We start from the raw sequence: 25,255 nt of genomic DNA, 5'->3' as shown, positions 1-25,255 counted from the left end.
CCTGCCACCGCTAGCCGCGCTTCTTCCTCCCCGGCCGCCGGGAGGCGGCGTACGGATCGGCCGGGGCCCCGGCGGGGGCCTCCCGCTCCAGCTCCCGTTTGGTGACGAGCAGCGCCTTGCGCGCCTCTTCCCCCACATCGGGGAACTGGGGATCGATGTCCATCAGCGTGTGGGCGAGGACCGCCGCCGCGCAGATCCGGGCGAACCACTTCCGGTCCGCCGGCACGACGTACCACGGCGCCCACTTCGTACTCGTGGCCGACAGCATCGCGGAGAAGGCGTGCTGGTAGTCGTCCCACCGGCGCCGCTCCCGGACATCGGCCGCGGAGAACTTCCAGTTCTTCTCCGGCCGGTCGATCCGCTTCAGGAAGCGGGCGCGCTGCTCCTCCTTGGACAGGTTGAGGAAGACCTTCACCACCTTGAACCCGTTGTCCGTGAGGTAGTGCTCCCAGCGGTTGATCTCCCGGTAGCGTCGGTCCCACAGCTCCGGCCCGGACGCCGTCTCCGGCAGCCTCTGCCGGACCAGGTTGTCGGGGTGGACCCGCACGACGAGGACCTCCTCGTAGTGCGAGCGGTTGAAGATGGCGATCTCGCCGCGCGCGGGCAGCCGCCGGGCGTACCGCCACAGGTAGTCGTGGTCCAGTTCCTCCGCGGACGGCACCTTGAAGCTGCTGACCCGTACCCCCTGGGGATTGACGCCGCTCATCACGTGGCGGATCGTCCCGTCCTTGCCCCCGGCGTCGAGCGCCTGCAGACAGAGCAGGACGCCGTACGTGTCCTGGGCGGCCAGCCGCTCCTGGTACTCGGCCAGCAGGGACACCCCGGTCCGCAGCAGCTCGACCCCGTCCCGCTTCTTCAGACCGGCCTTGTAGCGGGGATCGAAGTCCCGGTCCAGGCGTACCTCGGACCCCGGCTCCACCCGGAGCGGTCCGATGAAATCCGCGATGCGTTCGGCTCTCTCGTCCGCCATCACCTGTCAGTCCCTCGCTGCTCCGGGGCGGGCCCGGTGCGTCTCGGAACGCGGGCCCGGTCCGGGCCCGCTGGAAGGAGTCGCCTCGGTGCCACTCATGCTCATTGTCTGCTCGCCCGGACGGGACCGCTCTCCGAGGCGCCACGGGCCGCTGATCGCTCCGCGTGCGCACGTACGGTCCACCCAGTAGCGTCGAATGCGAGCGTTCCGTCCCAACCGCCGCGGCCCGGCCCGGCGGGGCAGCCTGCCGACGCCGGCAGAGGAACGAGACCACATGCCCAAGCACAGCATCCACGCGGCGACCGCCGCGACCGCTCTGGTCTGCCTGACGGCGTTCGGCCCCGCACCGGGCGGTGCCACGTCACCGCCCGCCCCGTCCGGCGGTCGGGTGGCTCCCGCAACCCCGTCCCGGTTCGTCCCCGGCCCCTGCCCGAAGCCGCCCGAGCCGATCGAAGCGCTCGGCAGCGCACGGTGCGGCCACCTCGAGGTCCCCGAGAACCGCTCCCGCCCCGACGGCCGGACCATCAAGCTGGCCGTGGCGCGCATTCCGGCCGTCAACCCGGCGAAGCCGGCACAGGAGCCCGTGGTGTTCATGGCGGGCGGCCCCGGAGCCGACACGTTCGACGACATCCCCTTCCTCGTCGACTCCGGCCTGAACAAGGACCGCGAGCTGATCGTCATGGCCCAGCGCGGCAACCTCTACGACCAGCCGAACCTCGCCTGCCCGGAGATCGACCGCTTCAACGAGCAGGCCGTGGGCCTGGGCTACGACTCACCGCAGGCGGAACAGCTCCTGCTGAAGGCGGTGAAGGACTGCCGGGGCCGCCTCACGGCCGACGGCACCGACCTGAGCGCCTACAACAGCACGGAGAACGCCGCCGACTTCGCCGACCTGCGCAAGGCGCTGGACATCCCCCAGTGGAACGTCTACGGCTACTCCTACGGCAGCGACCTGGCCCTCACCTACCTGCGCCTGCACCCCGAGGGAATCCGCGCGGTGGCGATCGACTCGGTCGTACCTCCCCAGACCGTGACCCTGCCGTGGGGATGGAGCAGCGCCGCCGAGGGGATCGACAACATCTTCGAAGCGTGCGCGGCGCAGCCCGCCTGCAAGGACCGGTACCCGGACCTCCCCGAACTGCTGACGGAGCAGGTGCGCAAGCTGGAGGCACAGCCCCTGACCTTGAACGTCACACCGCCGGACGGAGGGAAGCCGGTCAAGACCGTCCTCGACGGGGGCGCACTGCTGAACCTGATCATCGCCTTCAACCCCAGGCCCAAGGACCTCCCGGCGGCGCTCGACGAACTCAGCCGCGGAAACCCGGAGCGCTTCGCGCAGGCCCGCGCGGCCGGCTCGGTCCAGAAGACCGGCGAGTTCGCGCACGGCCTCACCAACTCGACCGTGTGCAGCGAGTGGGCGCCGGGGTACTCGGAACCCGACGTGCTGACGGCGGGGCAGAAGGCCTTCCCCGGGTGGCCTGACACTGTCCTGGCCCAGGTACCGCAACTTCCGTTCGAGTACCCGGTCTGCCGGCTCTGGAACGTTCCGGACCGCACGGAGGTCCAGCGGGTGGCCACGGTCAGCTCGGTGCCGGCACTCGTCATCTCCGGCACGTTCGACGTGAAGACCGGAGCGAGCTGGGCGAAGGACGCGTCCCGCAACCTGTCCCGCTCGACCGCCGTACAGGTTCCCGGAATCGGCCACTGGGTGGTCCCGCAGTCGCCGTGCGCACAGCGCGTGCTGGCGTCGTTCTTCGCCCGCCCGACCGCGCCCGACACCGCGTGCGTGAACGACCTCGAACCCGGACCGTTCACGATCGTCCCGAAATGACCGGGAGGCCAGATGACACGCCACGAAGCGCCCCCTCGTCGCCGCACCGTACGACGACTCCAGGCCACCTCGGCCGGCATGGCGGCCGGCCTCCTCGTCACCGGACTGCTCGCAGCGCCCGCGCAGGCGCAGTCCCGCACCGACACCACCCCCACCCCCGGAGCGCCCATCGGAACGACCGCACGGACGGTGGGCGACGCCCGCTTCGAGCCGGGCCCCTGCCCGAAGACGCCGGAACCGATCGAGGCCCTCGACGAGGCCCGCTGCGGAACGCTCACCGTGCCGGAGAACCGTGCCACATCAAGCAGCCGGACGATCGAACTCGGTGTCGCGATCGTGCCCGCCGCGAACGGCAAGCCGAAACCCGATCCCATCGTGTGGCTCGCGGGCGGACCCGGCGACGACGCCGTGGGCGAGGCGAAGATGGCGATCGACGGCGGCCTGAACCGCGACCGTGACGTGATCTTCATGTCCCAGCGCGGTACGTACTCGGCCGACCCGGCGCTCCTCTGCCCCAACGTCGACGAGTTCAACGCAGACGTGGTCGGCCTCGTCTACGACGCTCCGTCCACCGGGCGCCTGCACGTCGACGCCACGAAGGCCTGCCGTGACCAGCTGGCGGCCCGCGGGGTGGACCTCAGCGCCTACAACGACACCCAGAGCGCCGCCGACTACGAGGACCTGCGCACCGCGCTGGGCGTCGAGCAGTGGAACCTGTACGGCATCTCCTACGGCACCCATCTGGCACTGGCCTACATGCGCCTGCACCCCGAGGGGCTCCGCTCGGTGGGCCTCGACGGCATACTGCCGCCGTCCACGTCCGGGTCGGCCTCGACCTGGAGCAGCTTCCGGCAGGGCGTCGACGGCCTGTTCAAGGCCTGCGCGGACCAGCCGGCCTGCAACAAGCGCTATCCGAACCTGCCGGCCACCTTCGAGAAGCTCGTCAACGACCTCGAAGCCAAGCCGGTCACCACCACCGTCACGGTCCCCGGCAGCGACAAGCCGGTGAAGGTCGTGATCGACGGCGGAACCCTGGTGAACTGGCTGACCTCCGCCACCCACACGGCGGAAGACGTACCCCGCTTCATCGACGAGCTGGCGAACGGCAACCCGCAGCCGATCGCCCAGCAGTGGGCGGGCTGGAGGACCAACCCCAAGGGCATCGGAGTGACTTCGCACGGTCTCTCCTACGGCGTCTTCTGCAGCGAGTGGACCCCGTACGAGAGCAGGGACGCGGCACTCCAGGGCGGACAGAAGGAGTTCCCGTCGTTCCCCCGCTCGGTGCAGGCCCAGGCCCCGCTGCTGACGTTCCTCCACCCGGACTGTGCGGCCTGGAACGTCCCCGCGGCCGACCCCTCGATCCGGGACGTCACGCGCGGCGACATCCCCACCCTCGCCCTGTCGGGTGCGTTCGACGCCCAGACCGGGGCGGACAACGGGCCGTACGTCGCCCGTACGCTGCCCAAGGCCAAGGTCGTCACGGTCCCGTACGAGCCGCACGTGGTGTTCGCCACCTCGAAGTGCGCCCAGGAGATCGCCGTCTCGTTCTTCGACGACCCGGCCGCGCCGAAGACGGAATGCCTGAAGAGCCTCACAGCACCCGAGTTCGAGACCGGGTCCTGAGACCACCCGGGTGTCCGCGGTTCACACGGCCCGGTCGTTCCCCGGGGCGGCCGGGGTGACCAACCCCGTTTCATAGGCCGCTATCACTGCCTGGGCGCGGTCGCGGAGGCGGAGCTTGGCGAGGATGCGGGCGACGTGGGTCTTGGCCGTGGCCTCGCTGACGTGGAACCGCCCGGCCAGTTCGGCGTTGCTGAGGCCACGAGCCAGGGCTTCGAGGAACTGGAGTTCGCGCGGGGTGAGCGTGGACAGGTCCCGGTGCAGGGGAGCGGCACGGTCGTCGGCGGAGGCGAAGCGTTCGACCAGCCGGCGGGTGATGGCTGGGGCCAGCAGGGCGTCGCCGGAGCGCACCAGACGGACCGCCGCGGCCAGGTGCTCGGGGGTGACGTCCTTCAGCAGGAAGCCGCTCGCCCCGGCGCTGAGGGCGGCGTACACGTACCGGTCGAGGTCATAGGTCGTGAGGATGACGATCCGGGGCGACGGGCCGTCGCTGCGAAGGATGCGGCGCGTGGCCTCCAGGCCGTCGGTGCCGGGCATCCGGATGTCCATCAGGACGACGTCGGGCCGGGTGCGCCGCACCACGGAGACCGCCTCGTCACCGTCGGCGGCCTCGCCGACCACCTCGATGCCGTCGGCGGCGAGGATCATCCGGAATCCGGTACGGACCAGGGCCTGGTCGTCGACGATCACCACGCGCGGTGCCTCGGTCACGGACCCTCCACCGGGATGACGGCGCGGACTCGGAAACCCCCGCCGGGGCGGGGGCCCGTGTGCAGGGTACCGCCGTAGAGTGCGAGCCGTTCGCGCAGGCCCACCAGGCCGCGACCGCCGCCCGGACCCGCGGGCCGGGGGCGGCCGCCGCTGTCGGTCACGTCCACCCGCAGCTCTCCGGGCGCGTACTCCACCACGACCGACACACCTGCGCCCGTGGCGTGCTTGACCGTGTTCGTCAGTGCCTCCTGCACCACCCGGTACGCGGCCAGGTCCACGCCCGCCGGGAGTTCGGCCGGGGCGCCGCGCACCGTCAGCTCCACCGGCACGCCGCTGTCGCGTACCCGGTCGGCCAGTTCCGGCAGCCGGTCCAGGCCGGGCTGCGGCGCGAGGTCCGCCTCGGCGGCCGGGTCGGCGCCGTCGGAGGTCATCGTGAGCAGGCCCATCACGTGCCGCAGTTCCGACATCGCCGACCGCCCGGCGGCCTCCACCGCCAGCAGCGCCTCCCTGGCCTGGTCGGGGGCGGTGTCCAGCACCTTGCGCGCGGCACCGGCCTGAATGGTCATCATGCTCACGTTGTGGGTGACCACGTCGTGCAGCTCCCGGGCGATCCGCGACCGCTCCTGGTCCACGGCCCGCCGCAGCGCCGCACGCTGCTCCTCCTGGAGGGTCCGGGTCCGCTGCCGCCAGGTGTGGACGCCGTGCGCGGCGAGGCCGACCGGGAGCAGGACGAGGACGGGAACCAGTCCCTTGTCCACCTCGGGGACCAGGGGGAAGACCGCGTACAGCACGACTCCCGCGAGCAGGGAGCTTGCCACGGCCTTCCGGTGGGGGCTGTACACGGCCGCGCTGTACGCCGCGATCAGGCCCGAGGCGAACGTGACCGTGGTGGCGTCCGCGGCGACCGCCCCCCGGTGCAGCAGCAGCGTCGCGCCCATCACGGCCCAGTAGGCGGCCAGCGGGCACCGGCGGCGCATCACCAGCGGCAGAGCGGTCAGTACGGCGGCCACGAACTCCCAGGGCTCCGCGGGAGGCAGCACGTGCTCGACGGCCGGCACGGGATGCGGCACGGCGGGCGGCGACGGTATCCACACCGGGGGCGGTTCGGCGACGTCGGGCCCCGCCTCGATGACCTCCACGTACGACCGGTTGAGGTCGCCGATGACCGTGTACACGGCCAGCACCAGGGCGATGACCGCGTCGAGCGCCCACGACGGGCGCGACAGCCGCGGTGGCGCCCCCGCGGGACGAAGTCCGCGGGCCCGGCGGATGAGGACGTCTCCTGTGCTCATCGGACCAGTGTGCCCAGGGTCGGCCGGCCGCGGATCAGCCGTGGGGACCGGCACCCTCAACCCCCGGCGTACATCGCGGGGATGACGCCGCGGAGCGTCGTCCCGGCACGGTACCGAAGCTCCGCACCGCGGCCGACGCGGCGCCGGGACCCCGGCTCCTAGCGTCGGGACGGCGGCCGGGAAGCGATCCGGCCGCTGCCGGACGACCTGCCGACCGTGGAGGATCCATGACCGAGAACCACCTCATCGACGTGCGCGAGGTGAGCAAGACGTACGACGCCGGCCCGGCCGTGCTGGCCGGGCTCACCCTGCGGGTGCGGGCAGGAGAGGCGCTCGCCGTGCTCGGCTCCTCCGGAAGCGGCAAGTCCACGCTGCTCAACCTGATCGCGGGGCTGGACCGGCCGAGCGCGGGCAGCGTGACCGTCGACGGGGTGCGGGTGGACGGGCTGACCGAGACCGCTTCCGCGAAGTACCGGCGCTCCCGGATCGGCATGGTCTTCCAGTTCTTCAACCTCCTGGACGACCTCACCGTCCTGGACAACGTGCTGCTGCCGGCCCAGCTGTCCGGCATGCCCCGCGCCGAGGCCGCGGCCCGGGCCGCCGAACTGCTGGCCTCCCTGGGCATCGACCGGCACGCCCGGGCCTTCCCCGGGCGGCTGTCGGGCGGCGAGCGGCAGCGCGTGGCGGTGGCGCGGGCCCTGATGAACCGTCCGCCGCTGCTGCTCGCCGACGAGCCGACGGGCGCGCTGGACAGCGCGTCCGGCGCCGACGTACGAGAGCTGCTGCGCGAGCTGAACGCCGACGGGCAGACGATCGTGCTGGTCACGCACGACCTGGCGCTGGCCGAAGCGTGCGCGACCCGCACCATCGAACTCGTCGACGGGCGCATCGCGCGCGATGTCGCGGCGGTGCGGCGATGAGCGGGCCGGGGGTGCGGGAACCGGGGATGCGGGAACCGGGTGGACGGACGGTCCGCGTGGCCGGCCGGCGGCGGAGCGGAGCCCTGGGACGGGTGGTGCGCGCGGGGGTGGGGCGGCGGCGCGCGCAGACCGCGGTGGTGGCCCTCACGGCACTCATCTCGGTCGCCGCGTCGGTCCTCGCCCTCGGGCTGCTGGTCGCCTCCCAGGCGCCCTTCGACCGGGCCTTCGCCCGGCAGCGGGGGGCGCACCTCACGGTGCAGTTCGACGGTTCCGCGGTGACCGCCGGGCAGGTGGCGGACACCGCCGGGCTCTCCGGGGCCGCGGCCGCGACGGGGCCCTTCGGCGTGGCCTCCGTACGCTTCCGGCCGACGGGCGACATGCCGCCCGGCTTCCAGCCGCCGCCGCTGACGGTCGTGGGACGGCCGTCGGCCGGAGGCGAGGTGGACCACGTCGCGCTGGTCGAGGGCCGGTGGGCCGCCGCGCCCGGCGAGATCGTGCTGGAGGCCGGTTCGAGGCAGCCCGGGGTGCGGCCCGGGACGCGCCTGGAGACCGGAGGGACCGGAGGGACCGGGCTCACGGTGGTCGGCATCGCCGAGTCGGTGGGCGAGAGCGCGGACGCGTGGGTCGTGCCCGCGCAACTCGGCGCCCTCGCCGGGGAACGGACGGGCTACCAGATGCTGTACCGGCTCACCGACGCCGGCACCGCTGCGGCGATCGCGGGTGTGCGCGACGGGATCGCCGCGGCGCTGCCGCCGGACGCCGTCACCGGCGCCCAGTCCTACCTCGACGTACGGCAGGCCGCCCAGGAGAACACGGCGGCCTACGTCCCCTTCGTGACCGCGTTCGCGGTGCTGGGCCTGGCCATGTCGATGCTGGTGATCGGCATCGTGGTGAGCGGCGCGGTGGGCGCCGCGACCCGGCGGATCGGCATCCTGAAGTCCCTCGGCTTCACGCCGCTCCAGGTGGGCCGGGCGTACGTGGCCCAGGCGCTGATCCCGGCGGCGGCGGGTGCCGTCGCGGGGGTGGCGCTGGGCAACGGGCTCGCCGTACCGCTGATGGCGGAGGTGGCGGAGTCCTACGGGACCGGGGCGGTGCTGATCCCCGTCTGGGTGGACCTCGCGGTGCCGGCCGGTGCCCTGGCGCTGGTGGCGGCCACCGCCTCGGTGCCCGCACTGCGGGCGGCCCGGCTGCGCACCGCGCAGGTGATCGGCATGGGCCGGGCCGCCGGAGGCGGGCGTGGGCGCGGGCGCCGGGTGCGGAACCTGCTCGGGCGGCTGCCGCTGCCGCGTGCGGTGAGCCTCGGCCTGGCGAGCCCGTTCGCCCGCCCGGCACGCTCGGCGACGACGGCCGCGGCCGTCACGTTCGGCGCGCTCGCGGTGACCTTCGCGGTGGGCCTGGGCAGCACGCTCATCGCGGTCCAGCAGGACGGGGACCCCGACCGGGGCGGTGATGTGACGGTCCGTTCGCTGGCCAGGCCGGGTGAGGGCCCGGCGGGCACGGCGCCCCCGGCGCCCGCCGACCCGGCGGCGGTCGCCGAGGCGATCGGCGCCCGGCCGGAGACCGCGTCCTCGTACCGGACCGCCAGGACGCAGGTGTCGGTGGCCGGGCTGAAGGGCGGCGCGCCCCTGGTGGCGTACGAGGGCGACGCGCCCGGCGCCGACCACACGATGGTGTCCGGCCGGTGGTTCGGCGCCCGGGGCGAGGCGGTCGCCGCCACCCGCTTCCTCCAGGCCACCGGCGTCCACGTGGGCGGCACCGTGGTCCTGTCGGAGCAGGGGCGCACCGTCCGGCTGCTCATCGTCGGGGAGGTGTTCGATCTCGGTGACCAGGGGATGACGCTGCGCACGGACACGGCGTCGGTCGCGGGCCTGGGCAGCCGGTACCTGCCGAGCAACTTCAGCGTGCGGCTCGCGCCCGGGGCGGACGCGGGGAACTACGTCGAGGCCCTGAACGCCGCACTCGAGCCGCTCGGCGCGCAAGCGGAGGCCGGCGGGCCGGGCAAGTCGAGCGTGATCCGCGCGATGCAGGCCCTGATCGCGATGCTCACGGTGATGCTGGTGTCCGTGGCCTGCCTGGGGGTGCTCAACACCGTGGTGCTGGACACCCGGGACCGCGTGCGCGACCTCGGAGTGTTCAAGGCGCTGGGCATGACGCCCCGGCAGACGCTCGTCCAGGTCCTCACGTCGGTGGGCGCCATCGGCCTCGCCGCGGGGGCCGTCGGAGTGCCGCTCGGGGTGGCCCTGCACGGCTGGGTGATGCCGGAGACGGGCCGAGCCGTCGGCACCACGATCCCGCCGGCGGACGTCGACGTGTTCGGCCCCGTGCTGCTGGGGGCGCTGGCGCTGGCCGGCGTGGTGATCGCGGTGGCGGGCGCGCTGCTGCCGGCCGGGTGGGCGGCGCGGACGCGGACGGCGCAGGCGCTACGGGCGGAGTGACCCGGGCGGGGCGACCGTGAGCCGCGGTCAGCCGGCCTGCGGCCCCCCACCCGGCTCCGGCCGTCGGCGCCGTGGCCCTCGTACCCAACTGCCGTGGCCCGCCCACCCCTGTGGAGGCGTGCGGAAGCAGCGGCTAGGGTGAGGTGAGAAGGCTCTGGGAGAGCCAGGAGCCGTGATGCGCGGACACCGTCCCGAGGCGGGTCACTGGGGCTCACGGTCGGGGACGTGCAGGGCCATGACGTGGAGGCCATCGCCTTCATGGGGCAGGTGCGCACCAGCCTGCGCGCCCTCGCACAGGCGACGAGCGACACCCGCCAGGTGCTCGGCCGCGCCAACGATCTGCTGATCGCCATGGGGCGCGGCCTCTTCGCGACGTGCTGCTTCCTTCGTTTCGACCCGGTCAGCCGCGATCTGACCGCCTCCAGGGCCGGCCATGTCCCGATGGTCTGGGCCACAGCCGGAGGCCGTCACGGCATAGCACTCGACCGCGGCGGGCCGCCGCTCGGCATCGTGCCGGGGCAGCGGTATCCGGTGACCCACCGGCGTCTGACCGAGGCAGGGGTGCTCGTGCTGCTCACCGACGGAGTGGTGGAGGGCCCGCACTACCCGATGGAGGCCGGTCTGGCCGAGGTGGTCAAACTGGTGCGCGCGGGGTTCGACGCCGATCCCGACGTGCTGGCCTCCGCCGTCGTCAAAGTGGCCGACCTGACCGGACACCGCGACGATGCCGCAGTCCTCGTCGTCCGCTACGACGGCCCGCAGGAGCCGGCCTGACCGAGGGTGCCGCCGGGGTCGCCAGTGGCGGGATCTGAGCGCAGACTGCTGTCGTGGGCAGCGCAGAGGTGGGTCGTCTCGGGTCCGCCGCTCTGCGCATCCTCGCCGTCGCCGCCGTCTACTACGGGGCCGCACAGGTCGGCCTCCTCCATCAGCTGGTCCGTGACCAGGTCACCCCGCTGTGGCCGCCGACCGGCGTCGCGCTGGCCGCGCTGCTCGTGATGGGGCTGCGCGTCTGGCCGGGCATCGCACTGGGCGCGTTCCTGGTCAACGTGTCCCTCGGGCCGTCGTTGATCTCCGTACTGGCCATCACCGCGGGCAATACCCTCGCGCCGGTCTGCGCCTGCCTGATGCTGCGCCGAGCCGGGTTCAGAATCGAGCTGGACCGCCTGCGGGACGTCCTGGCGCTGGTCTTCCTCGGCGCCCTCGCCGGGATGTTGATCAGTTCAACCATCGGCAGCGGCGTACTGGTCCTCTCCGGAGCACTGGACGCAGGCGATTTCTGGCCGACCTGGTCGGTGTGGTGGACCGGTGACGCGATGGGAATCCTCGTCGTCACCCCCTTCCTGCTCGTGCTGCGCAAGGCCCGGTGGCCGTCGCGGGCCGGGCCCGGCCGGTGGCTGGAGGTGGTGGCGCTGGCGCTCGGTACGGTCTTCGTGACGCTCTTGGTGACGCGCACGCCCGACTCGAACCTGCTCTTCCTCGTCTCGCCGTTCTTGATCTGGGCGGCCTTTCGCTTCCGGTTGGCGGGCGCGGCGCCGTGCGCCCTCGCCGTGTCGACGCTGGCGATCCTGGCCGCCGCCGGCGACAGGGGCCCGTTCGTCGGCGAGGACGTCTTCGCCAGCATGGTCACGCTCCAGGCCTTCAACGGCACGACCGCGCTGACGGCCCTCCTCATCGCGGCCGTCATCACCGAACGCGACAGCACGCACGAGGAGATCAAACGGGTCTGCGAGCGGCTCGCGGAGATGGTGGCCCGGATGGAGCCACGACCCGGGCCGCACGAGTACCCGCCGGAGAACCCTCCGCCGCCGTAACACCCCGGCAGGCCCGCCGCCACCCACGCGGCGGCCCGGTCCCGCGCTCAGGTGCGGATCGCCGCGCGCTCGAACCACACGGTGAGCAGGGTGGGCACCAGCGCCACCCAGAACAGCACCTGCGGGACGATCCGTTCGGACCACGGCACGGTCACGACGACCACCGCGGTGACCGTGCACCACACCGACTGCCCGACGATCAGCCGCGCCCAGCCGACCCGCCGGATCAGCGAGCGCAGGCTCAGCCGGACTCCGGCACGCATGCGACGGTAGCGGCGCCAGGCGCCGAGGCCCCAGACGGCGGTCATCAGGGCGAGCGCGTAGAGCCGGATGCCGAGCGGCGCGGGCAGCGCCATGGGGTCGTCGCCGGTCGGGAAGATCCGTCCGGCGAGGGCCGCGATCACCAGGCAGAGCAGCGCGAGCCAGCGGGTGCCGCGCAGCATCCGGAACACCGTCCCGTCCAGGCCCTTGCGCAGCCCCTGGGCCTGAGGGTCGGCGGCGAGCGCCGTGGCGTACGCCTCGGCGGCGGCCGGCAGTTTGGCTCCCGCGCCGGTCAGCGGCGGCGCGGCGGCCTGCCACGCGGCGTGGTCGGCCCGCTCCTTGAGCGCCCAGGCGTTCTGCGGGTCGATGCGCAGGGTCTCGAGCACTGCCTGCCGCACCACGTCGGAGCGGCCGTTCATCAGCGCGGCCTTCCACAGCGCGCGGTGCGCACCGATCGCGTCCGGGCCGAGCCGCACGGCAGTCGCCGCCGCGTCGAACGCCTCGGGCCAGCGCGGCTGCCACGCGCCCAGTGCCTCCGAGAGGGCTGCGAAGCCCCTCCACCTCTGCGGGCCGAGACGGACAACCTCGTGGGCCGCGGCCAGCGCTTCGTCCCGCCGACCGGTGCGGCGCAGGGCGTACGTGCGCAAGTAGTGGGCGTCGAAATACTCCGGCGCGAGGGCCAGCGCTTCGCCGGTGGCGGTCAGGACCTCCTCGTACTCCTGGTCCACCAGGTGGCAGTCGGCGAGGGACACCCAGGCGGCCGCGTCGGTCGGGTCCTCGGCGAGCCGCCGGGCGAGCAGTGCGCGAGCGTCGTCGATCCGGTCGATGTCTATCAGGGCCGCCGCCTGCTCGACGAGCGGGTGCAGTGCGGTCACAGCTTCCGTGCCTTCTTCAGGTAGGCGAGCAACTCGTCGTAGGTGCCGCCTTCGTTGGCGAACATGGCCACGTTGCGGGCCGCCGCGAACCACGGCTCGGTGGAGGGCCGGATCGCTTTCGCGGCGCCCAGCAGGTCCTTCGTGTTGATCATGCGGATGGTGCCGGTCCGCGCGGAGTCGAGCAGCGCCGACTCGGCCGCGCTCTCGCAGACGTGCGCGAGGTCGGCGCCGGAGAAGCCGTCGGTGGCCTTGACGAGCTTGCCCACGTCGACCGATTCGATGGGGCGTTCCCGCAGGTGGTAGCGGAGGATCGCGTCGCGGGCCGGAGCGTCGGGCGGCAGCACGAGCAGGGTGCGGTCGAGCCGGCCCGGGCGGCGCAGCGCGATGTCCACGTCCCAGGGGACGTTGGTCGCGGCGAGCACGAACACCCCGTCGTTGACGTCGCCGACGCCGTCCAGTTCGGTCAGCAGCTGGTTGACGGTGTTGCGCATGCCGTTGTGCTGGGTGCGGCTGCGCTTGGCGCCGAGCGCGTCCAGCTCGTCGAGGAAGACCACGCACGGCGCCTGCCTGCGAGCGGTCTCGAACACCGCGTGCATGTTGCGCTCGGAGTTGCCGACCCACATGTCGAGCACGTCGCTGATCGACACGGAGATGAAGTTCGCGCCGAGTTCGCCGGCGACGGCCCGGGCGATGAACGTCTTGCCGCAGCCGGGCGGCCCGTACAGGAGCAGCCCGCCGCGCAGGCTCTTGCCGTACAGCCTGCTCAGTTCCGGATTGCGCATGGGCGCGAGGAAGGCCGCCTCCAGACGGTCCTTGACCTCCTGCATCCCGCCGACGTCCGCGAGGCGTACCGAGCCGGGCGCGTCGGGCGCGTCCACGTCGTACGCGCTCGCGTCCCCGGCGTCCCGCTGCCGTCGACGGTCAGCGGGGCCTCCTTCGCCCCGGGTTTCGCGATGAACCGGGGCGGGACGACGTCCCCGACCTCCTGTTCGGCAGCCGCCCAGTCGAATCGGCCGCCCTGCTGAACGGGAGGCGCCGGCGACTGGACCGGCGCCGAAGGCTGCTGGACGGGCGCTGACGGCTGCTGGACGGGCGCCGCCGGCGCCGGCCCGCCCATGGCCCGGGCCATCAGGGCCCGGGCCTGGGCGTCCCCGGGTGCGTGGCTGAGCGCGAAGGCGGCCTCCACGACCGCCGCGTCGCCGTGCCCGGCATCGAGCAACAGCTCGGCGAGGTGCAGTCGCAGGGGTACGTCGCCGGGCGCTGCGGCGACGGCCGCGCGCAGGCTGCCGATCAGCGGGGACTCGGCGGCCTCGGGGCCGCCGGAGGAGGTGTCGGGGGTTTCGTCGGGCATGCCACCACCCTACGAACCCGCCGCGCGCCCGGATCAAGCAGGTTCCGCCCGGCCGGGCCGCCTCCGAGGCTTACCTCATCTGCCCTATTGCGGCTTCGGACCCTTCATCAGCTTGCTGAGCTGCTCCAGTTGGCCTTCCTGCATGCCGCGGACGTAGTCCCAGCCGTTGTGGTCGCCGCCCTGGATCTCGTGGATCGTGACCTTGATCGGACCCTTGCCGAACTGCTGCTGGAACTTCTCCATCCGGTCGCGGCCGCCCTCCTTGGTGCCGTACTGGAAGAGCACGTTCACGTCGGGGATCTTGCTGTTGATCAGCTTCGGGGCGATCTTCTCCGGGTTGTTCGCGTCCATCTCCGCCTGGTGGCCCTTCCAGAGCGGGGAGTCGGGGACGATCTCGCCGCCGTTGGCGATGACGGCCCGGAAGCGGTCCGGCCGCTGCAGGAGCTGCTTGAGGCCGACGAAGGCGCCGGAGGAGTTGCCCATGAAGGCCCAGCCGTCACGGGACTTGTAGGTACGGAAGTTGGCCCGGGCGAGGTCGGGTACGTCCTCGCCTATCCACGTGCCCATCTTGGCCTGGCCGGGGATGTCGGAGCCGTCGTAGTAGTACTTGGCGTCCGGGTTGAGGATCGGCATGACCAGGATGAACGGGAGGCTCTTGCCGGCTGCGGCGCCCTCGGAGATGGCCTTCTGGAGGCCCAGCTTCGGCATGGTCGCCCAGTAGTTGTCGGCGTTCCCGTTGCCTCCGGGCAGCGCGATCATGACGGGGAAGGCGCTCTTCGCGTACTCCGGGCGGTCGTACTCCTTGGGCGTCCACACCCAGACGCTGCCCTCGAACCCGGACTTGGCGCCCTTCACCCGGGCCTTGGATATGCGGGTGCCGTCGTCCAGCTTGACCGTCTGCTTGAAGTCGGCGAACGGGCCGGCGGGGAGGGACACGTCCGGGTCCGCGCTCGGCGCGGAGGCCTGTGCTCCGCCGCCCTCCTTGCCCTTGTCCTTGTCCGCTCCGGCAGGGGGTTTCGCGTAGCTGACGGCCTCCCCGTTCCCGTCGAACCAGTCCGTCTTCCAGTGGATCAACCCGGCGCCGGCGCCGGCGAGCAGGGCCACGGCCACCGCGGAGCCGATCCACACCTTCTTGCGGGATCGCCTGGGCTGCTGCGGCTGCGGGTACTCGTGCACGAACTTGCTCCGAACAGGGCGGCTGCCCTCGGGCGGGCAGGACGGGTGGGTCTTCTCTTGGGATGCGTTCTCGACCTCCAAGGTTGCAAAAATAGGCAATAAATGTCGTTTAGCTTTCAAATGAGTGCACCCGCACCACGTCCCACGGCCGCCCCACTTACGACGTCCAGCTCTGGCCGGCGTGGGGTGAAGCGTCATTTATGCTTCAAGGCGGTCGTATGACACTGATCATGCGGACCTTGGGGAATCGAGTGACCGCCGACGCGCATCTCAGTGGTGTGGCGTGCCCAGCTCGCCCGCCCGCGAACAGAAGACCCCCAGGGAGAAGCGAGGAATGGCAGTGATCTGCGTCGGAGGCATGATCGGGATCGGCAAGACGAGCGTGGCCGAAGTGCTCGCCAAGGAGCTCGGCAGCGAAGTCTTCTACGAGAGCGTGGACGACAACCCGATCCTTCCGCTCTTCTACACGGCGAGCCCCGAAGAGATCCAGGCCAACCGCTACCCCTTCCTGCTCCAGCTCTACTTCCTGCAGACGCGCTTCGCCTCGATCAAGGAGGCGTACAAGCAGGGCGACAACGTCCTCGACCGGTCCATCTACGAGGACTGGTACTTCGCCAAGGTCAACCACGACCTGGGCCGGATCAGCTCCCTCGAGATGCGGGTCTACGAGGGACTGCTCAACGAGATGATGCGCGAGATCGACGGCCTGCCGTACCGCAAGGCACCCGATCTCATGGTCTATCTCAAGGCGGACTTCGAGACGGTGCTGCACCGCATCGGGCTGCGGGGCCGCGGTTTCGAACAGGACGAGAGCCTCGTCGAGTACTACCGGACGCTGTGGTCCGGCTACGACGACTGGGTGCACAAGCACTACTCGGCCAGCGAGGTCCTCGTCATCGACATGAACCACACGGACGTGGTGCACAACGCCGACGACGCCGCCCGGGTGGTGCAGGAGGTCAAGGACGCCCTGGTGGCGGCCAAGCGCCGGGCCTGAGCCCAACCCGTTCCACGGTGTCCGGCATGTAGACGACCGGTCTCGCATTCCGGCGAAACGGTCTACTCCGGCCGGGCAGCTGGTTCGCACCCGTCAGCCGGACGGGGTGCGTCGAGACGCTGCTCGGCCTGATCGACGCGGAGTGCACCGCCTTGGCCGGCGAACGCCCCTCCGCGCCGGTCGCCGCAGCGCGCGGGATCCTGGAGCGCACGGTCCTCAGCCGGGAGCTGCCGGCCTTCATGAGCTCCCCGGCCCACCGCGCCGGCAGCAATCGGAGCACACCTCCTGCGCAGGGCCCGCGCGGACGGGGCGCCGTCGCGGGCCTGCCCGACCGGGACCGCTGCGCGGTCATGAGCGTCGTCAACGTGACCCCGGACTCGTTCTCCGACGGGGGCCACTGGTTCGCCACGGCCGCTGCCGTCAAACGCGGCCTGAGCCTGGTGGCCGACGGCGCCGACCTGGTCGACGTCGGCGGCGAATCGACCCGCCCGGGCGCGTCCCGCGTCGACGAGCACGAGGAGTTGCGCCGGGTCATCCCAGTCGTGCGGCGGCTGGCCGCCGAGGGCGTCCTGGTGTCCGTCGCGACACCGTGCGCGCCTCCGTCGCCCGGCGGGCGGTCGAAGCGGGCGCGGTCCTCGTCAACGACGTCAGCGGGGGCCTGGCCGCCCCGGGACTCGGCTTCGCCAAGGAAGCACGGCACGACCTCGGCCTGGTGGCCGGACTCGCCGAACTGCGCGGCCTGGGCCGCCCGGTACTGGTCGCCGGCTCCCGCAAGCGGTTCCTCGGGCACGTCCTGGCGGGCGCGGACGGGACTTCCCCTCCGGCCCATCGCCGGGACGCGGCGACGGTCGCTCTGTCAGCCATCGCCGCACACCAGGGTGCCTGGGCCGTCCGCGTCCACGACGTACGGGCGACGGCGGACGCGGTGAGGGTCGCCCGGGCGGTCACCCCTCCGGCCTGAAGAGCCCTCCACACCTACCGCGGGTGCATCTCACGGACCGCGCTGAGTATCTCCCCCGTCTGGGCCGACCGGAGGGAGCCCGGGCAGGCGTGGCCGCCCCAGTCCCGGCCGCCCATGCTGTGGATGCCGAACCCCCGGCCCAGCGGTGTGGAGGCGGACTCGAGGGGCCACCTGTGCTGTGCCATGCCCCAGGCGTAGATCCGGGCGACGGAGGCCACCTGCTGTGCGGTGAGCGGCCGACGTGCGAACCCCGAGGTCTCCACCGAGAGCCACGACGGGTTGCCGGCGGCCTGTGCCCAGGCCCGGTCGTGCGCGGAGACGTACTGTTCGATCTCGCCGGACTGCGAGACCCAGAAGTGCGAGGAACATTCCACCGCCGGGTCGCTGAAGCGATCGTGGAGCGAGTTCTCGCCCTCCTGTACGTGCATGACCAGACCCCGCATCTCCCTGATCCCGCCCGGGGTGAAGTTCACCGTCAGCGGCTTGTGCGTGACCTCCGGCATCCACGTCTGCCCCCGTTCGGGAGTCGGCTCGGCGGGTGGCCCCGCCCCGCTCTCGTCCTGCGTTTCCGTCGGGCCGGGCCCGGTGCTCCTGTGGACGTCGACGACGACGCCGAGAGCGGTGGCGATCAGTCCACCGCCGGTACAGGCGATGACGGTACGGCGCGACACCAGCCGTGGCTTCGGTTTGCGGTGGGTCACGCGAGCGGCCCCGTGGCCCTGGCTCTGCCCCTGGCTCTGCCCCTGGCGCGTCCGGAACGGAGCATCGGTAGATCCTTCGCTGGGCTGACGTTCTCCAGCGGAATCCTTGCCGACCTTTTATGTCGGAATGAGACCGGATCATGACCGTTTCGTGACAGCCGGAGGGGGCGGCGGGGGTGGCGGAGTCCTCCCGCTCACCGTCGCTACCGCGTCGGATGCGTCCCCAACGCGGTTGCCCGGGCGGCCAGTCGGCCGGGTCAGCGCCTCAGCTGTCGTCCCGCAACGCGTCGCTCCAGCCGCTCCGCCATCGCCGGTACGAGGAGCGGCCCCGCCCGTTTGGCGCGGCGCTGGATGAGGGCGGTCTCCATCCGGCCGATCCCGGGCAGCGCGGCCAACTCGTCGGCCAGGTAGTCGTACAGGGCGCCGGTGTCGCGACACAGCACCATGGCGACGACCGCTGCCCGGCCCGTCGTGACGGCGGCGAAGGCGACCGAGTCGTGGCCGGAGAGCGCCTGCGTCACCTCGCCCAGCGCGGCCGGCGCCACCTCCAGCCACAGCAGTGCCTCCACGGGGAAGCCGAAGCAGGACGGGTCCACGTTCACCTCGAAGTGGAGCACCCCCGCGGCCCGCAGCCCTGCGATGCGCCGGCGCACGGTCGAGGCCGACCAACCGGTGACGGCGGCCAGCCGCAGCACGTCCGCCCGGCCGTCCCGGGCCAGTTCGCCCGCGAGCCGCGCCTCCGCCTCGCCCCAGCCGGGCGCTTCCGGGTCACCCGGTGGCGCCGGCGGGGGGCCGAGGAGGGCGGCCTGCTCGGCCCCCTCCAGCGCGCTCGTCCGGCCTGCCCAGCCGCCGACGCCGGCGACCTCGCGCAGCACGCAGCCCGCCTCCACGTCCCGTACCCCCGGGGTTCGGAGCAGATGGTCGAAGAAGGGGCGCTCGCCGTCGGTGGGCGCGACCGGCGTGCGGACCATGCACGTCAGCCGTGTTCCGCCGGCGAGCGGGGCGATCCACGAGGTGTCGTCCCGCAAGGCGAGGGCGGTGGTGAGCGCGTCGGCGGCGTCAGGCGTGCAGTCGATGCGGACGAACCAGTCGAGCATGCCGATCCGTCGGCTGTCGACGAGCCCGACCACGCGGACCACCAGGGCCGACCGCAGCCGGTGGTAGCGGCGCGCGACGGTGCGCTCCGGGACCCCGAGCACGGTGGCGATCCTGCTGAACGAGGCCCGCCCGTCGATCTGGAGGGCATGGATGAGACGCCGGTCCAGCGCGTCGAGCATGACGGATTGCGTCACGACGTCGCCCCCGAACGTCTGATGGTGTCCATTGCGGCGACTGTACAGCGGGTACGGGAGCGCTCGACGGGAGGCTGATGGCGACCGAACAGAGAGGCAGACCATGTTGACCGTCCTTCCCATCAGGTACGTGGCCGACGTCGAGGCGTCCCGCGAGTTCTACGCAGGGCTGGGGCTCACTGTCCGGCAGGAGCCCGGTGCGGCCGTCTGGGTCCGGCTGACGGCAGCCGCGGGCGCGCTCGGCGTCCACGCCAGCGCCGTCTCGCAGGGACGGCCGTCCGGCACCACCGAACTGGGCTTCGCCACGGACGAGCCGCTGGAGGAGGTCGCGCAGCGGCTGCAACAGCGCGGCTACCCGTACGAGCTCGTCGAGGAGAACTTCGGCCGCAGCATCCGGGTCACCGACCCGGACGGGGTCGTCGTACAGATCCAGCAGATCGACCCGGACACCGTCCGCCGATCGACCGAGGCCCTGACCGGCGACATCGCCTGACCGGGCCCGGCAGGTGTGACCGAGGCGCTGTCCGGGCGCCCGGTCATACTCGTCGTGTGACGCTCCCTGATGCCGACGGCTCACTGATCCGATTCATCATCAGGGGACTCGGTCCACCCGGCGTCGGTGCCCGCAGCACTGTTCGTCGCAGCAGCACTCATGGATCCGTCGACGGCCGCCCGCCTTCCCGGCCCGGTCCGAGGCCGGAAGCAGGTGCGTGCAGCCCTGCTGGACTGGCTGGGGTCCGTGGCCAACACGGTCGGCAACGAGGCGGAAGCGACGATGGCACGGTTCGGACTCCGCCTGGAGAGCCCGGCGTATCTGCAGGTTCGGGCACTGCGTCCCGCGCTCTTCGGGGCCGTGTCGGCCTTCCTTCACGATCCCGACACCGCCGTCCAGGAGGCGGCCATCGCCGCGGCCGTCTCCCTTCTGGACGACCCAGAGCTGGTCCGGCACCGATCCGCCCTCACTCCGTTGGTGCACAACGTGCCGGCCACCAGCGCCGAGACGTCGTACCGGGCCATTGCAGCCCGTGGCTTGAACGCCTGGGGGCGAGGAGCAGAGCCCTCGCCGACCCGGCAGGACACGGGCCCGTAGACCGACGGCTCCTCGGCGTGCACGCCGGACTCGGCCTCCCGGGCCTCTACCTCGCCTGGACCGCCTTCGGCCTGCTGTACGTGGCCCTGCTCCAGCTGCGCACCCGACGCCGATTCGCCCGGACGGGCGACTCGCATGATCGGGCGGGGGCCATAATCTCGCCATGAACATGCTTGCCGTGCGGGTGCTGTTGGCGGTCCTGCTCGTCGGGACCAGCCTGAGCGGATGTTCCCTCCTCTCCCCGTTCGAGACCTGCGAGGGCACCGGGCCGGCCGTGGCCGAGCTCGACGCGCTGCCCGCGCTGGCGCTGCGGCCGGAGGGGGCCGTGCCCGTCGGCGGCGGTCCGTGGGCCGGGTCCTCCTGCGTCGACGACACCGCGGGCGCCTGGCTCTCCGCCGAGCGGCTGTACGCGTACGGCGGGACCAGGGAGCAAGTGCTGGAGTACTACGGCCGGGCAGCGCCGGCGGCCGGATGGCGTCCAGTGGACGACCTGGACACGGGGCCCGACGGCCGGAGGGCCGTCTTCTGTTTCGAATCCGCCGACCGGCCGAGCATCACCCTCGCCTTCGAGTCACCCGAACAGCTCCGCGAGGTCTACGGGGTGGAGCCGGACCCGGGGGCCCTGCTCGGCGTGGAAGCCCGGACCTGGTTCTCGTGGTCCGCCGAGGCGGCACCCGATGGTTCGCGCATGAGCTGCTACTAGGGTGTCCCGCCGTCCGCCCGCCGTCCGCCCGCCCGCCGTTCGCCCGGGGGCCGACACCCGCGGCCCGGACAGGTTCATGCGCGCTGCCTTGGGTTCGGCCGAGTGGTAGCGGGGCGGGACAGGGTGCTCGGCCACCAGACGCGCGGGCCGATGTCGATGACGAGGGCCGGTACCAGCAGGGAACGCACGACGAGGGTGTCCAGCAGGACGCCGAACGCGACGATGAAGGCGATCTGGACGAGGAAGGCCAGGGGGATCACCATCAGCGCGGCGAAGGTCGCGGCGAGGACCACGCCGGCGGAGGTGATGACCCCGCCCGTGGTGACGAGCCCCCGCAACACGCCCTCGCGGGTGCCCAGGGCGAAGGATTCCTCCCGTACGCGGGACATCAGGAAGATGTTGTAGTCGACGCCGAGCGCCACCAGGAACACGAACCCGTAGAGCGGCACGGAGGCGTCCGTTCCGCTGAAGCCCAGCAGGTGCTCGAAGACGAGCGCGGACACGCCCAGGGTCGCCAGGAAGTTGAGGGCGACCGTCGCCACGAGCAGGACGGGCACGAGCAGGGAACGCAGCAGGGCGACCAGGATCAGCAGGATGATGCCGAGGACGACCGGGACGATCACGGCGCGGTCGCGGGCCGAGGTCTGCTGGGTGTCGAACTGCTGGGCCGTGTAGCCCCCGACCAGCGCGTCGGCTCCCGGCACCGCGCGCACCCGCTCGCGCAGCCCCCGGACCGTCTCCTTCGCGGCGTCGCTGTCGGCCGCCGCATCCAGCGTGGCGTCCAGGCGCACCCGGCCGTCCACGACGAGCGGAGCCCCCGGGCCCGGACGGCCGCTCGCGGTGACGGGGACGACCGCCGCAACACCCGCCGTGCCCTCGGCGGCCGCCCGTACCTCGGCGAGCCGATCGGCGTCGGTGATGATGACGACCGGGTTGCCCGAACCGCCCGGGAAGTGCCGGGCAAGGGTCTGCTGGGCGCCGACCGACGGCGCGTCGTTGACGAAGATCTCGTCCAGTGGCACGCCCTTGGACGACAGGGCGGGGGAGAACCCCGCCAGGACCACGAGCAGGAGGGCCGTGGAGATCCACACGCGCCGCGGTGACCGGTCGATCACCCCTGCGATACGGCGCCACACGCCGTGGCCCTCGGACGACGCGTCGGCCGGCCCGGGCATTGCGGGCCAGTAGGCGGCCCGGCCCAGCAGGACCAGTACGGCCGGCAGGAAGGTCAGGGAGCTCAACACCGCGCAGACGATGCCGATCGCGCCGACCGGCCCGAGAGCCCGGTTGTTCGTCAGGTCGCTCGCCAGCAGGGCCAGCAGCCCCAGCGCCACGGTCGCCGCGCTCGCGGTGACCGCGCCGGCCGACCGGCGCACGGCGGCCCGTACCGCCTCCATCCGGTCGCCCCGTACGACGAGCTCCTCCCGGAAACGCGCTGTCAGGAGGAGTGCGTAGTCGGTCGCGGCCCCGATCACCAGGATCGACAGAATGCCCTGGACCTGGCCGTCCACCCGGACGACGCCGCGATCGGCCAGCGCGTACACCACCGCGCAGGCCAGGCCGAGTGCGAACACCGCGCTGATGATGATCACCAGGGGCAGCAGCACGCTGCGGTAGACGAGCAGCAGGATCAGCAGCACCGCCCCGAGCGCCACGCCCACCAGCAACCCATCGATCCCGGCGAACGCATCGGACAGGTCCGCCTGGCTGGCCGCCGGGCCCGCGATCCGGACCGAGGTGCCCGGCACCTCCTGAGCGGCCTGCCGCACCTCGTCCAGGACCGCCGGCAGCTCCTCGCCCAGGCCGGGCGCGAGCGGTACGACGGCCTGGATCGCCAGGCCGTCGACGGAGACGGCGGCCGGCGACGGCGGGCCGGTGATCCCGGGACGGCCGGTGAGGTCCCCGACCGCCCGCGTGGCCGCCTCCTGCTGGCCGACGCTCACCCGGGCAGCCCCCTGCGCCGTCCACACGATGACCGCCGGGACGGACTGCGCCCCCTCGAAATCCTTGCGGGCCTCGAGGACCTGCGTCGACTCGGCGCTCCGCGGCAGGAACGCCGCCTGGTCGTTCGTGGCGACCTCCCGCAGCTTCCCCGCGTACGGTCCGAGCGTCGCGCCGATGCCGAGCCAGACGAGCAGCAGTGCGAGCGGAACGATCCAGCGGGCCCAGCGCGGTGCGATGCTCAAAGCGAGTCCTTCCGACGACACGACGCTTGAGTGAGTCTCGATGAACGTCATTCATCGAGGGACCACCCGCTGGTGCGGTCGTGGCGCGGGCAGCCCTCGCCTCCACTTCCGGCCGAGGACCCGATTCGGTTGCATCCGTTCGTACGTGTCGAAGGCGGGCCGGAAGCGGGCGAGGTGATGGCCCTGCCCGGATGTCGGGCGGCGCCCCTCAGTTCTTCGCCGCGGCCTCGGCATTGCGCCAGACCATCAGGTCGACGGTGATGAAGGCGGTCTCGTTCTTTCCGCCCGACCTGCCGCGGAAGGTCGCCAGCGCGATGTGGCCGGCCTTGCTCAGCACGCAGACCTGTGACCCGTCCGTGAGCTGGTCGAGGCCCATCTTCTCGGTGAAGCGGGTCACGGCGCGGCAGGTCTCCAGGGAGCCCTTCTCGGAGTTGTTCAGCAGGACGAGCTTGCCGTTCGTGGTACCGAACTTCTCGTCCCCGAACAGGGTGTCCCGGTAGTAGAAGAGGTCGGCGTGCCCGTAGAGCACCCCGGCGCCGGTCGGCTCCTCGGCCGGGCGCGGCGGATTGCCGGCGAACATCAGCTCGTGGTTCTGGGGCACGTCGATGCCCTGGTACGAGACCGGCTGCGGGTCGGGCCGCTGCTGCGAGGCGCTGCCGCCGCCCGACGCCTTGTCGCCCCCTTCCTTGCCGGAGCCGTCCGGCAGCAGGGACCCGATGACCGCGAGCCCGATGACCGCCGCCGCCACCGCCCCGATGACGATCAGCCCCGTCCGCTTGGGGCGCGGGGGAGCGGGCGGACCGGGAACGAAGCCCTGGGGGTGGAACGGCGCCGGTGTGCTGTGGCCCGGGGCGTACGAGGGCTGCGTGTAAGGGGGTGGGCTGTGCTGCGGCTGGTTGTACTGCGGCCGTGGGTACGAAGCCTGCGCGTACGGGGGCGGCGTCGGGTAGCCCGGCGGCACGGCCCCCGGAGCCGGAGCTGCCTGCGTCGGCGCAGCGGCCACACCGGTCGGCGTGTACCCGGGCGCGGCGGCGGGTGCCGCAGGCATACCCGGGGCCGGCGACTGCGGCGAGACCTCGGTCGGAGTCGGAGTCGGAGCCGGGGTCGGAGCCGGAGTCGGCGCGGCCGTCGGCGGCTGCGGCGGTGGGGTGGGCGCCGGCGCGGGCAGCCGCAGCCGCTCGGTGAGGGAACCGGCGACGGCCTGCGGCAGCCAGTCCTCGCCCTGGCGCAGCGGGGCCTCCGAGGCCGCGTTGCACAGCGCGATGACCTCGGTCAGGGTCGGACGGTCGGCCGGATCGCGACGGAGGCAGCGGGTCACCACCGGCCGCAACTCCTCGGGCAGGGCGCTGAGATCGGGATCCTCGTGCACGATCCGGTAGAGCACCGCGTGCGAGGGCCCGTCGCCGAAGACGGAGGCCCCGATCGCGGTGAAGGCGGCGATCTGCCCGAGGGCGAAGACGTCGGTGGCCGGGGTCACCGTGCCGGCCGAGGCCTGTTCGGGCGCCATGAACGCCGGGGTGCCGACGCTGACGCCGGTACTGGTCAGGGCGGTGGAGTCGGCGGCCCGGGCGATGCCGAAGTCGATGACGCGCGGGCCGTCGGCGGCGAGCAGCACGTTCGCGGGCTTCAGGTCCCGGTGGACGATGCCCGCGCCGTGGATGACGTGCAGCGCCTCGGCGACCCCGACGGTCAACAGCAGTACGCTGCGCACCGGCAGCGCGCCGTGCCGGGCGACGGCGTGGGCGAGCGAGGGGCCGGGTACGTAGGCCGTGGCCAGCCAGGGCCGGGGCCCCTCGGTGTCCGAGTCGATGACCGGTGCGGTGTAGAGCCCCTGGACCCGTTCCGCGGCCCGCACCTCCTGTTGGAAGCGCCGCCGGAACTCGGGGTCCTCGCTGAACTCGGGCCGGATCACCTTGATGGCGAGGGGCCGGCCGCCCGGCGTGTAGGAGAGGTAGACCTTGCCCATTCCGCCCGCGCCCAGCACGGCCACCAGACGGTAGCCGCCCACGACGGCCGGGTCGTCCGGCTTCAGCGGCTGGAAGAAGTCGGCGGAAGGTGCGCTGCCCATGGGA

Annotated in this window: 18 protein-coding genes and 3 pseudogenes; 11 read left to right on the top strand and 10 right to left on the bottom strand. The window is 72.6% G+C overall.

Annotation, left to right across the window (positions count from 1 at the left end):
* Positions 1-10: 10 nt before the first annotated feature.
* Positions 11-970 (bottom strand): polyphosphate kinase 2 family protein, encoded by a 960-nt coding sequence (locus tag ACIPYQ_RS37810; RefSeq protein ID WP_401258810.1) that lies wholly within the window; start codon positions 968-970, stop codon positions 11-13.
* Between the two features lie 274 nt (positions 971-1,244).
* Here ACIPYQ_RS37810 and ACIPYQ_RS37805 point away from each other — a divergent pair, with 274 nt between their 5' ends.
* Positions 1,245-2,801, top strand: a complete 1,557-nt coding sequence (locus tag ACIPYQ_RS37805; RefSeq protein ID WP_401258808.1) for an alpha/beta fold hydrolase — start codon at positions 1,245-1,247, stop codon at positions 2,799-2,801.
* Positions 2,802-2,813: 12 nt separating this feature from the next.
* Positions 2,814-4,424 (top strand): alpha/beta fold hydrolase, encoded by a 1,611-nt coding sequence (locus tag ACIPYQ_RS37800; protein WP_401258806.1) that lies wholly within the window; start codon positions 2,814-2,816, stop codon positions 4,422-4,424.
* 21 nt (positions 4,425-4,445) lie between these two features.
* Here ACIPYQ_RS37800 and ACIPYQ_RS37795 read toward each other — a convergent pair whose 3' ends face one another.
* On the bottom strand, positions 4,446-5,132 hold the full coding sequence (locus ACIPYQ_RS37795) for a response regulator (protein ID WP_401258805.1): 687 nt from the start codon (positions 5,130-5,132) through the stop codon (positions 4,446-4,448).
* Entirely contained in the window at positions 5,129-6,424 is a 1,296-nt protein-coding gene (locus ACIPYQ_RS37790) for a sensor histidine kinase (RefSeq protein WP_401258804.1), read from the bottom strand. Before ACIPYQ_RS37790 ends, ACIPYQ_RS37795 begins: the two co-directional genes overlap by 4 nt.
* Before the next feature lie 227 nt (positions 6,425-6,651).
* Between ACIPYQ_RS37790 and ACIPYQ_RS37785 the strand changes: the two genes are divergently transcribed.
* From ACIPYQ_RS37785 to ACIPYQ_RS37770, 4 genes and pseudogenes are all read left to right on the top strand, one after another.
* Positions 6,652-7,344 (top strand): ABC transporter ATP-binding protein, encoded by a 693-nt coding sequence (locus ACIPYQ_RS37785; protein WP_401258802.1) that lies wholly within the window; start codon positions 6,652-6,654, stop codon positions 7,342-7,344.
* Positions 7,345-7,370: 26 nt separating this feature from the next.
* Positions 7,371-9,779, top strand: a complete 2,409-nt coding sequence (locus ACIPYQ_RS37780; protein ID WP_401258801.1) for an FtsX-like permease family protein — start codon at positions 7,371-7,373, stop codon at positions 9,777-9,779.
* Positions 9,780-9,977: 198 nt separating this feature from the next.
* A pseudogene (locus ACIPYQ_RS37775) lies at positions 9,978-10,553 on the top strand (PP2C family protein-serine/threonine phosphatase); the annotation flags it as partial.
* A 53-nt stretch (positions 10,554-10,606) separates the two neighbouring features.
* Entirely contained in the window at positions 10,607-11,590 is a 984-nt protein-coding gene (locus ACIPYQ_RS37770) for an MASE1 domain-containing protein (RefSeq protein WP_401258800.1), read from the top strand.
* A 47-nt stretch (positions 11,591-11,637) separates the two neighbouring features.
* Here ACIPYQ_RS37770 and ACIPYQ_RS37765 read toward each other — a convergent pair whose 3' ends face one another.
* The 3 genes and pseudogenes from ACIPYQ_RS37765 to ACIPYQ_RS37755 all read right to left on the bottom strand — a co-directional run bounded on the left by ACIPYQ_RS37765 (position 11,638) and on the right by ACIPYQ_RS37755 (position 15,253).
* Complete coding sequence (locus ACIPYQ_RS37765) at positions 11,638-12,726, bottom strand: tetratricopeptide repeat protein (protein ID WP_401258798.1); 1,089 nt, start codon at positions 12,724-12,726, stop codon at positions 11,638-11,640.
* A pseudogene (locus ACIPYQ_RS37760) lies at positions 12,723-14,077 on the bottom strand (AAA family ATPase). The gene ACIPYQ_RS37765 and the pseudogene ACIPYQ_RS37760 overlap by 4 nt, the downstream one beginning before the upstream one ends.
* Before the next feature lie 84 nt (positions 14,078-14,161).
* The gene (locus tag ACIPYQ_RS37755) at positions 14,162-15,253 is read right to left on the bottom strand and encodes an alpha/beta hydrolase (RefSeq protein ID WP_401258797.1); all 1,092 of its coding nucleotides are present in this window, start codon (positions 15,251-15,253) and stop codon (positions 14,162-14,164) included.
* Positions 15,254-15,587: 334 nt separating this feature from the next.
* Here ACIPYQ_RS37755 and ACIPYQ_RS37750 point away from each other — a divergent pair, with 334 nt between their 5' ends.
* Together ACIPYQ_RS37750 and ACIPYQ_RS37745 are read left to right on the top strand one after the other, a co-directional pair.
* The gene (locus ACIPYQ_RS37750) at positions 15,588-16,250 is read left to right on the top strand and encodes a deoxynucleoside kinase (protein WP_401258795.1); all 663 of its coding nucleotides are present in this window, start codon (positions 15,588-15,590) and stop codon (positions 16,248-16,250) included.
* Positions 16,251-16,600: 350 nt separating this feature from the next.
* Positions 16,601-17,211: pseudogene (locus ACIPYQ_RS37745) on the top strand (dihydropteroate synthase).
* Between the two features lie 14 nt (positions 17,212-17,225).
* Here ACIPYQ_RS37745 and ACIPYQ_RS37740 read toward each other — a convergent pair.
* Both ACIPYQ_RS37740 and ACIPYQ_RS37735 read right to left on the bottom strand, forming a co-directional pair.
* On the bottom strand, positions 17,226-17,912 hold the full coding sequence (locus tag ACIPYQ_RS37740) for an N-acetylmuramoyl-L-alanine amidase (RefSeq protein ID WP_401258794.1): 687 nt from the start codon (positions 17,910-17,912) through the stop codon (positions 17,226-17,228).
* 257 nt (positions 17,913-18,169) lie between these two features.
* The gene (locus tag ACIPYQ_RS37735; protein ID WP_401258792.1) at positions 18,170-19,204 is read right to left on the bottom strand and encodes an Lrp/AsnC family transcriptional regulator; all 1,035 of its coding nucleotides are present in this window, start codon (positions 19,202-19,204) and stop codon (positions 18,170-18,172) included.
* A 103-nt stretch (positions 19,205-19,307) separates the two neighbouring features.
* Between ACIPYQ_RS37735 and ACIPYQ_RS37730 the strand changes: the two genes are divergently transcribed.
* The 3 genes from ACIPYQ_RS37730 to ACIPYQ_RS37720 all read left to right on the top strand — a co-directional run bounded on the left by ACIPYQ_RS37730 (position 19,308) and on the right by ACIPYQ_RS37720 (position 20,997).
* Positions 19,308-19,697: a VOC family protein gene (locus tag ACIPYQ_RS37730; protein ID WP_401258790.1), complete on the top strand. Its 390-nt coding sequence runs from the start codon at positions 19,308-19,310 to the stop codon at positions 19,695-19,697.
* Between the two features lie 126 nt (positions 19,698-19,823).
* Entirely contained in the window at positions 19,824-20,294 is a 471-nt protein-coding gene (locus ACIPYQ_RS37725; RefSeq protein WP_401258789.1) for a hypothetical protein, read from the top strand.
* A gap of 163 nt (positions 20,295-20,457) precedes the next feature.
* The gene (locus ACIPYQ_RS37720) at positions 20,458-20,997 is read left to right on the top strand and encodes a hypothetical protein (protein WP_401258788.1); all 540 of its coding nucleotides are present in this window, start codon (positions 20,458-20,460) and stop codon (positions 20,995-20,997) included.
* A 74-nt stretch (positions 20,998-21,071) separates the two neighbouring features.
* On the opposite strand, the gene ACIPYQ_RS37715 is transcribed toward ACIPYQ_RS37720, so the two are convergent.
* Together ACIPYQ_RS37715 and ACIPYQ_RS37710 are read right to left on the bottom strand one after the other, a co-directional pair.
* On the bottom strand, positions 21,072-23,183 hold the full coding sequence (locus ACIPYQ_RS37715; protein WP_401258786.1) for an MMPL family transporter: 2,112 nt from the start codon (positions 23,181-23,183) through the stop codon (positions 21,072-21,074).
* 208 nt (positions 23,184-23,391) lie between these two features.
* Complete coding sequence (locus ACIPYQ_RS37710; RefSeq protein ID WP_401258784.1) at positions 23,392-25,251, bottom strand: serine/threonine-protein kinase; 1,860 nt, start codon at positions 25,249-25,251, stop codon at positions 23,392-23,394.
* Positions 25,252-25,255 lie beyond the last annotated feature (4 nt).

The sequence above is a fragment of the Streptomyces sp. NPDC090045 genome, from assembly GCF_044747975.1.
Lineage (GTDB): Bacteria > Actinomycetota > Actinomycetes > Streptomycetales > Streptomycetaceae > Streptomyces.
The sequence above is the reverse complement of the archived record's forward strand: the minus strand, read 5'-3'. Positions and strand labels throughout refer to the sequence as shown.

Bases quoted from the DNA above. Each gene is read 5' to 3' on its own strand.
- ACIPYQ_RS37810 (WP_401258810.1), bottom strand. From the start codon at position 970: ATGGCGGACGAGAGAGCCGAACGCATCGCGGATTTCATCGGACCGCTC.
- ACIPYQ_RS37805 (WP_401258808.1), top strand. From the start codon at position 1,245: ATGCCCAAGCACAGCATCCACGCGGCGACCGCCGCGACCGCTCTGGTC.
- ACIPYQ_RS37800 (WP_401258806.1), top strand. From the start codon at position 2,814: ATGACACGCCACGAAGCGCCCCCTCGTCGCCGCACCGTACGACGACTC.
- ACIPYQ_RS37790 (WP_401258804.1), bottom strand. From the start codon at position 6,424: ATGAGCACAGGAGACGTCCTCATCCGCCGGGCCCGCGGACTTCGTCCC.
- ACIPYQ_RS37785 (WP_401258802.1), top strand. From the start codon at position 6,652: ATGACCGAGAACCACCTCATCGACGTGCGCGAGGTGAGCAAGACGTAC.
- ACIPYQ_RS37780 (WP_401258801.1), top strand. From the start codon at position 7,371: ATGCGGGAACCGGGTGGACGGACGGTCCGCGTGGCCGGCCGGCGGCGG.
- ACIPYQ_RS37750 (WP_401258795.1), top strand. From the start codon at position 15,588: ATGGCAGTGATCTGCGTCGGAGGCATGATCGGGATCGGCAAGACGAGC.
- ACIPYQ_RS37730 (WP_401258790.1), top strand. From the start codon at position 19,308: ATGTTGACCGTCCTTCCCATCAGGTACGTGGCCGACGTCGAGGCGTCC.
- ACIPYQ_RS37720 (WP_401258788.1), top strand. From the start codon at position 20,458: ATGAACATGCTTGCCGTGCGGGTGCTGTTGGCGGTCCTGCTCGTCGGG.
- ACIPYQ_RS37710 (WP_401258784.1), bottom strand. From the start codon at position 25,251: ATGGGCAGCGCACCTTCCGCCGACTTCTTCCAGCCGCTGAAGCCGGAC.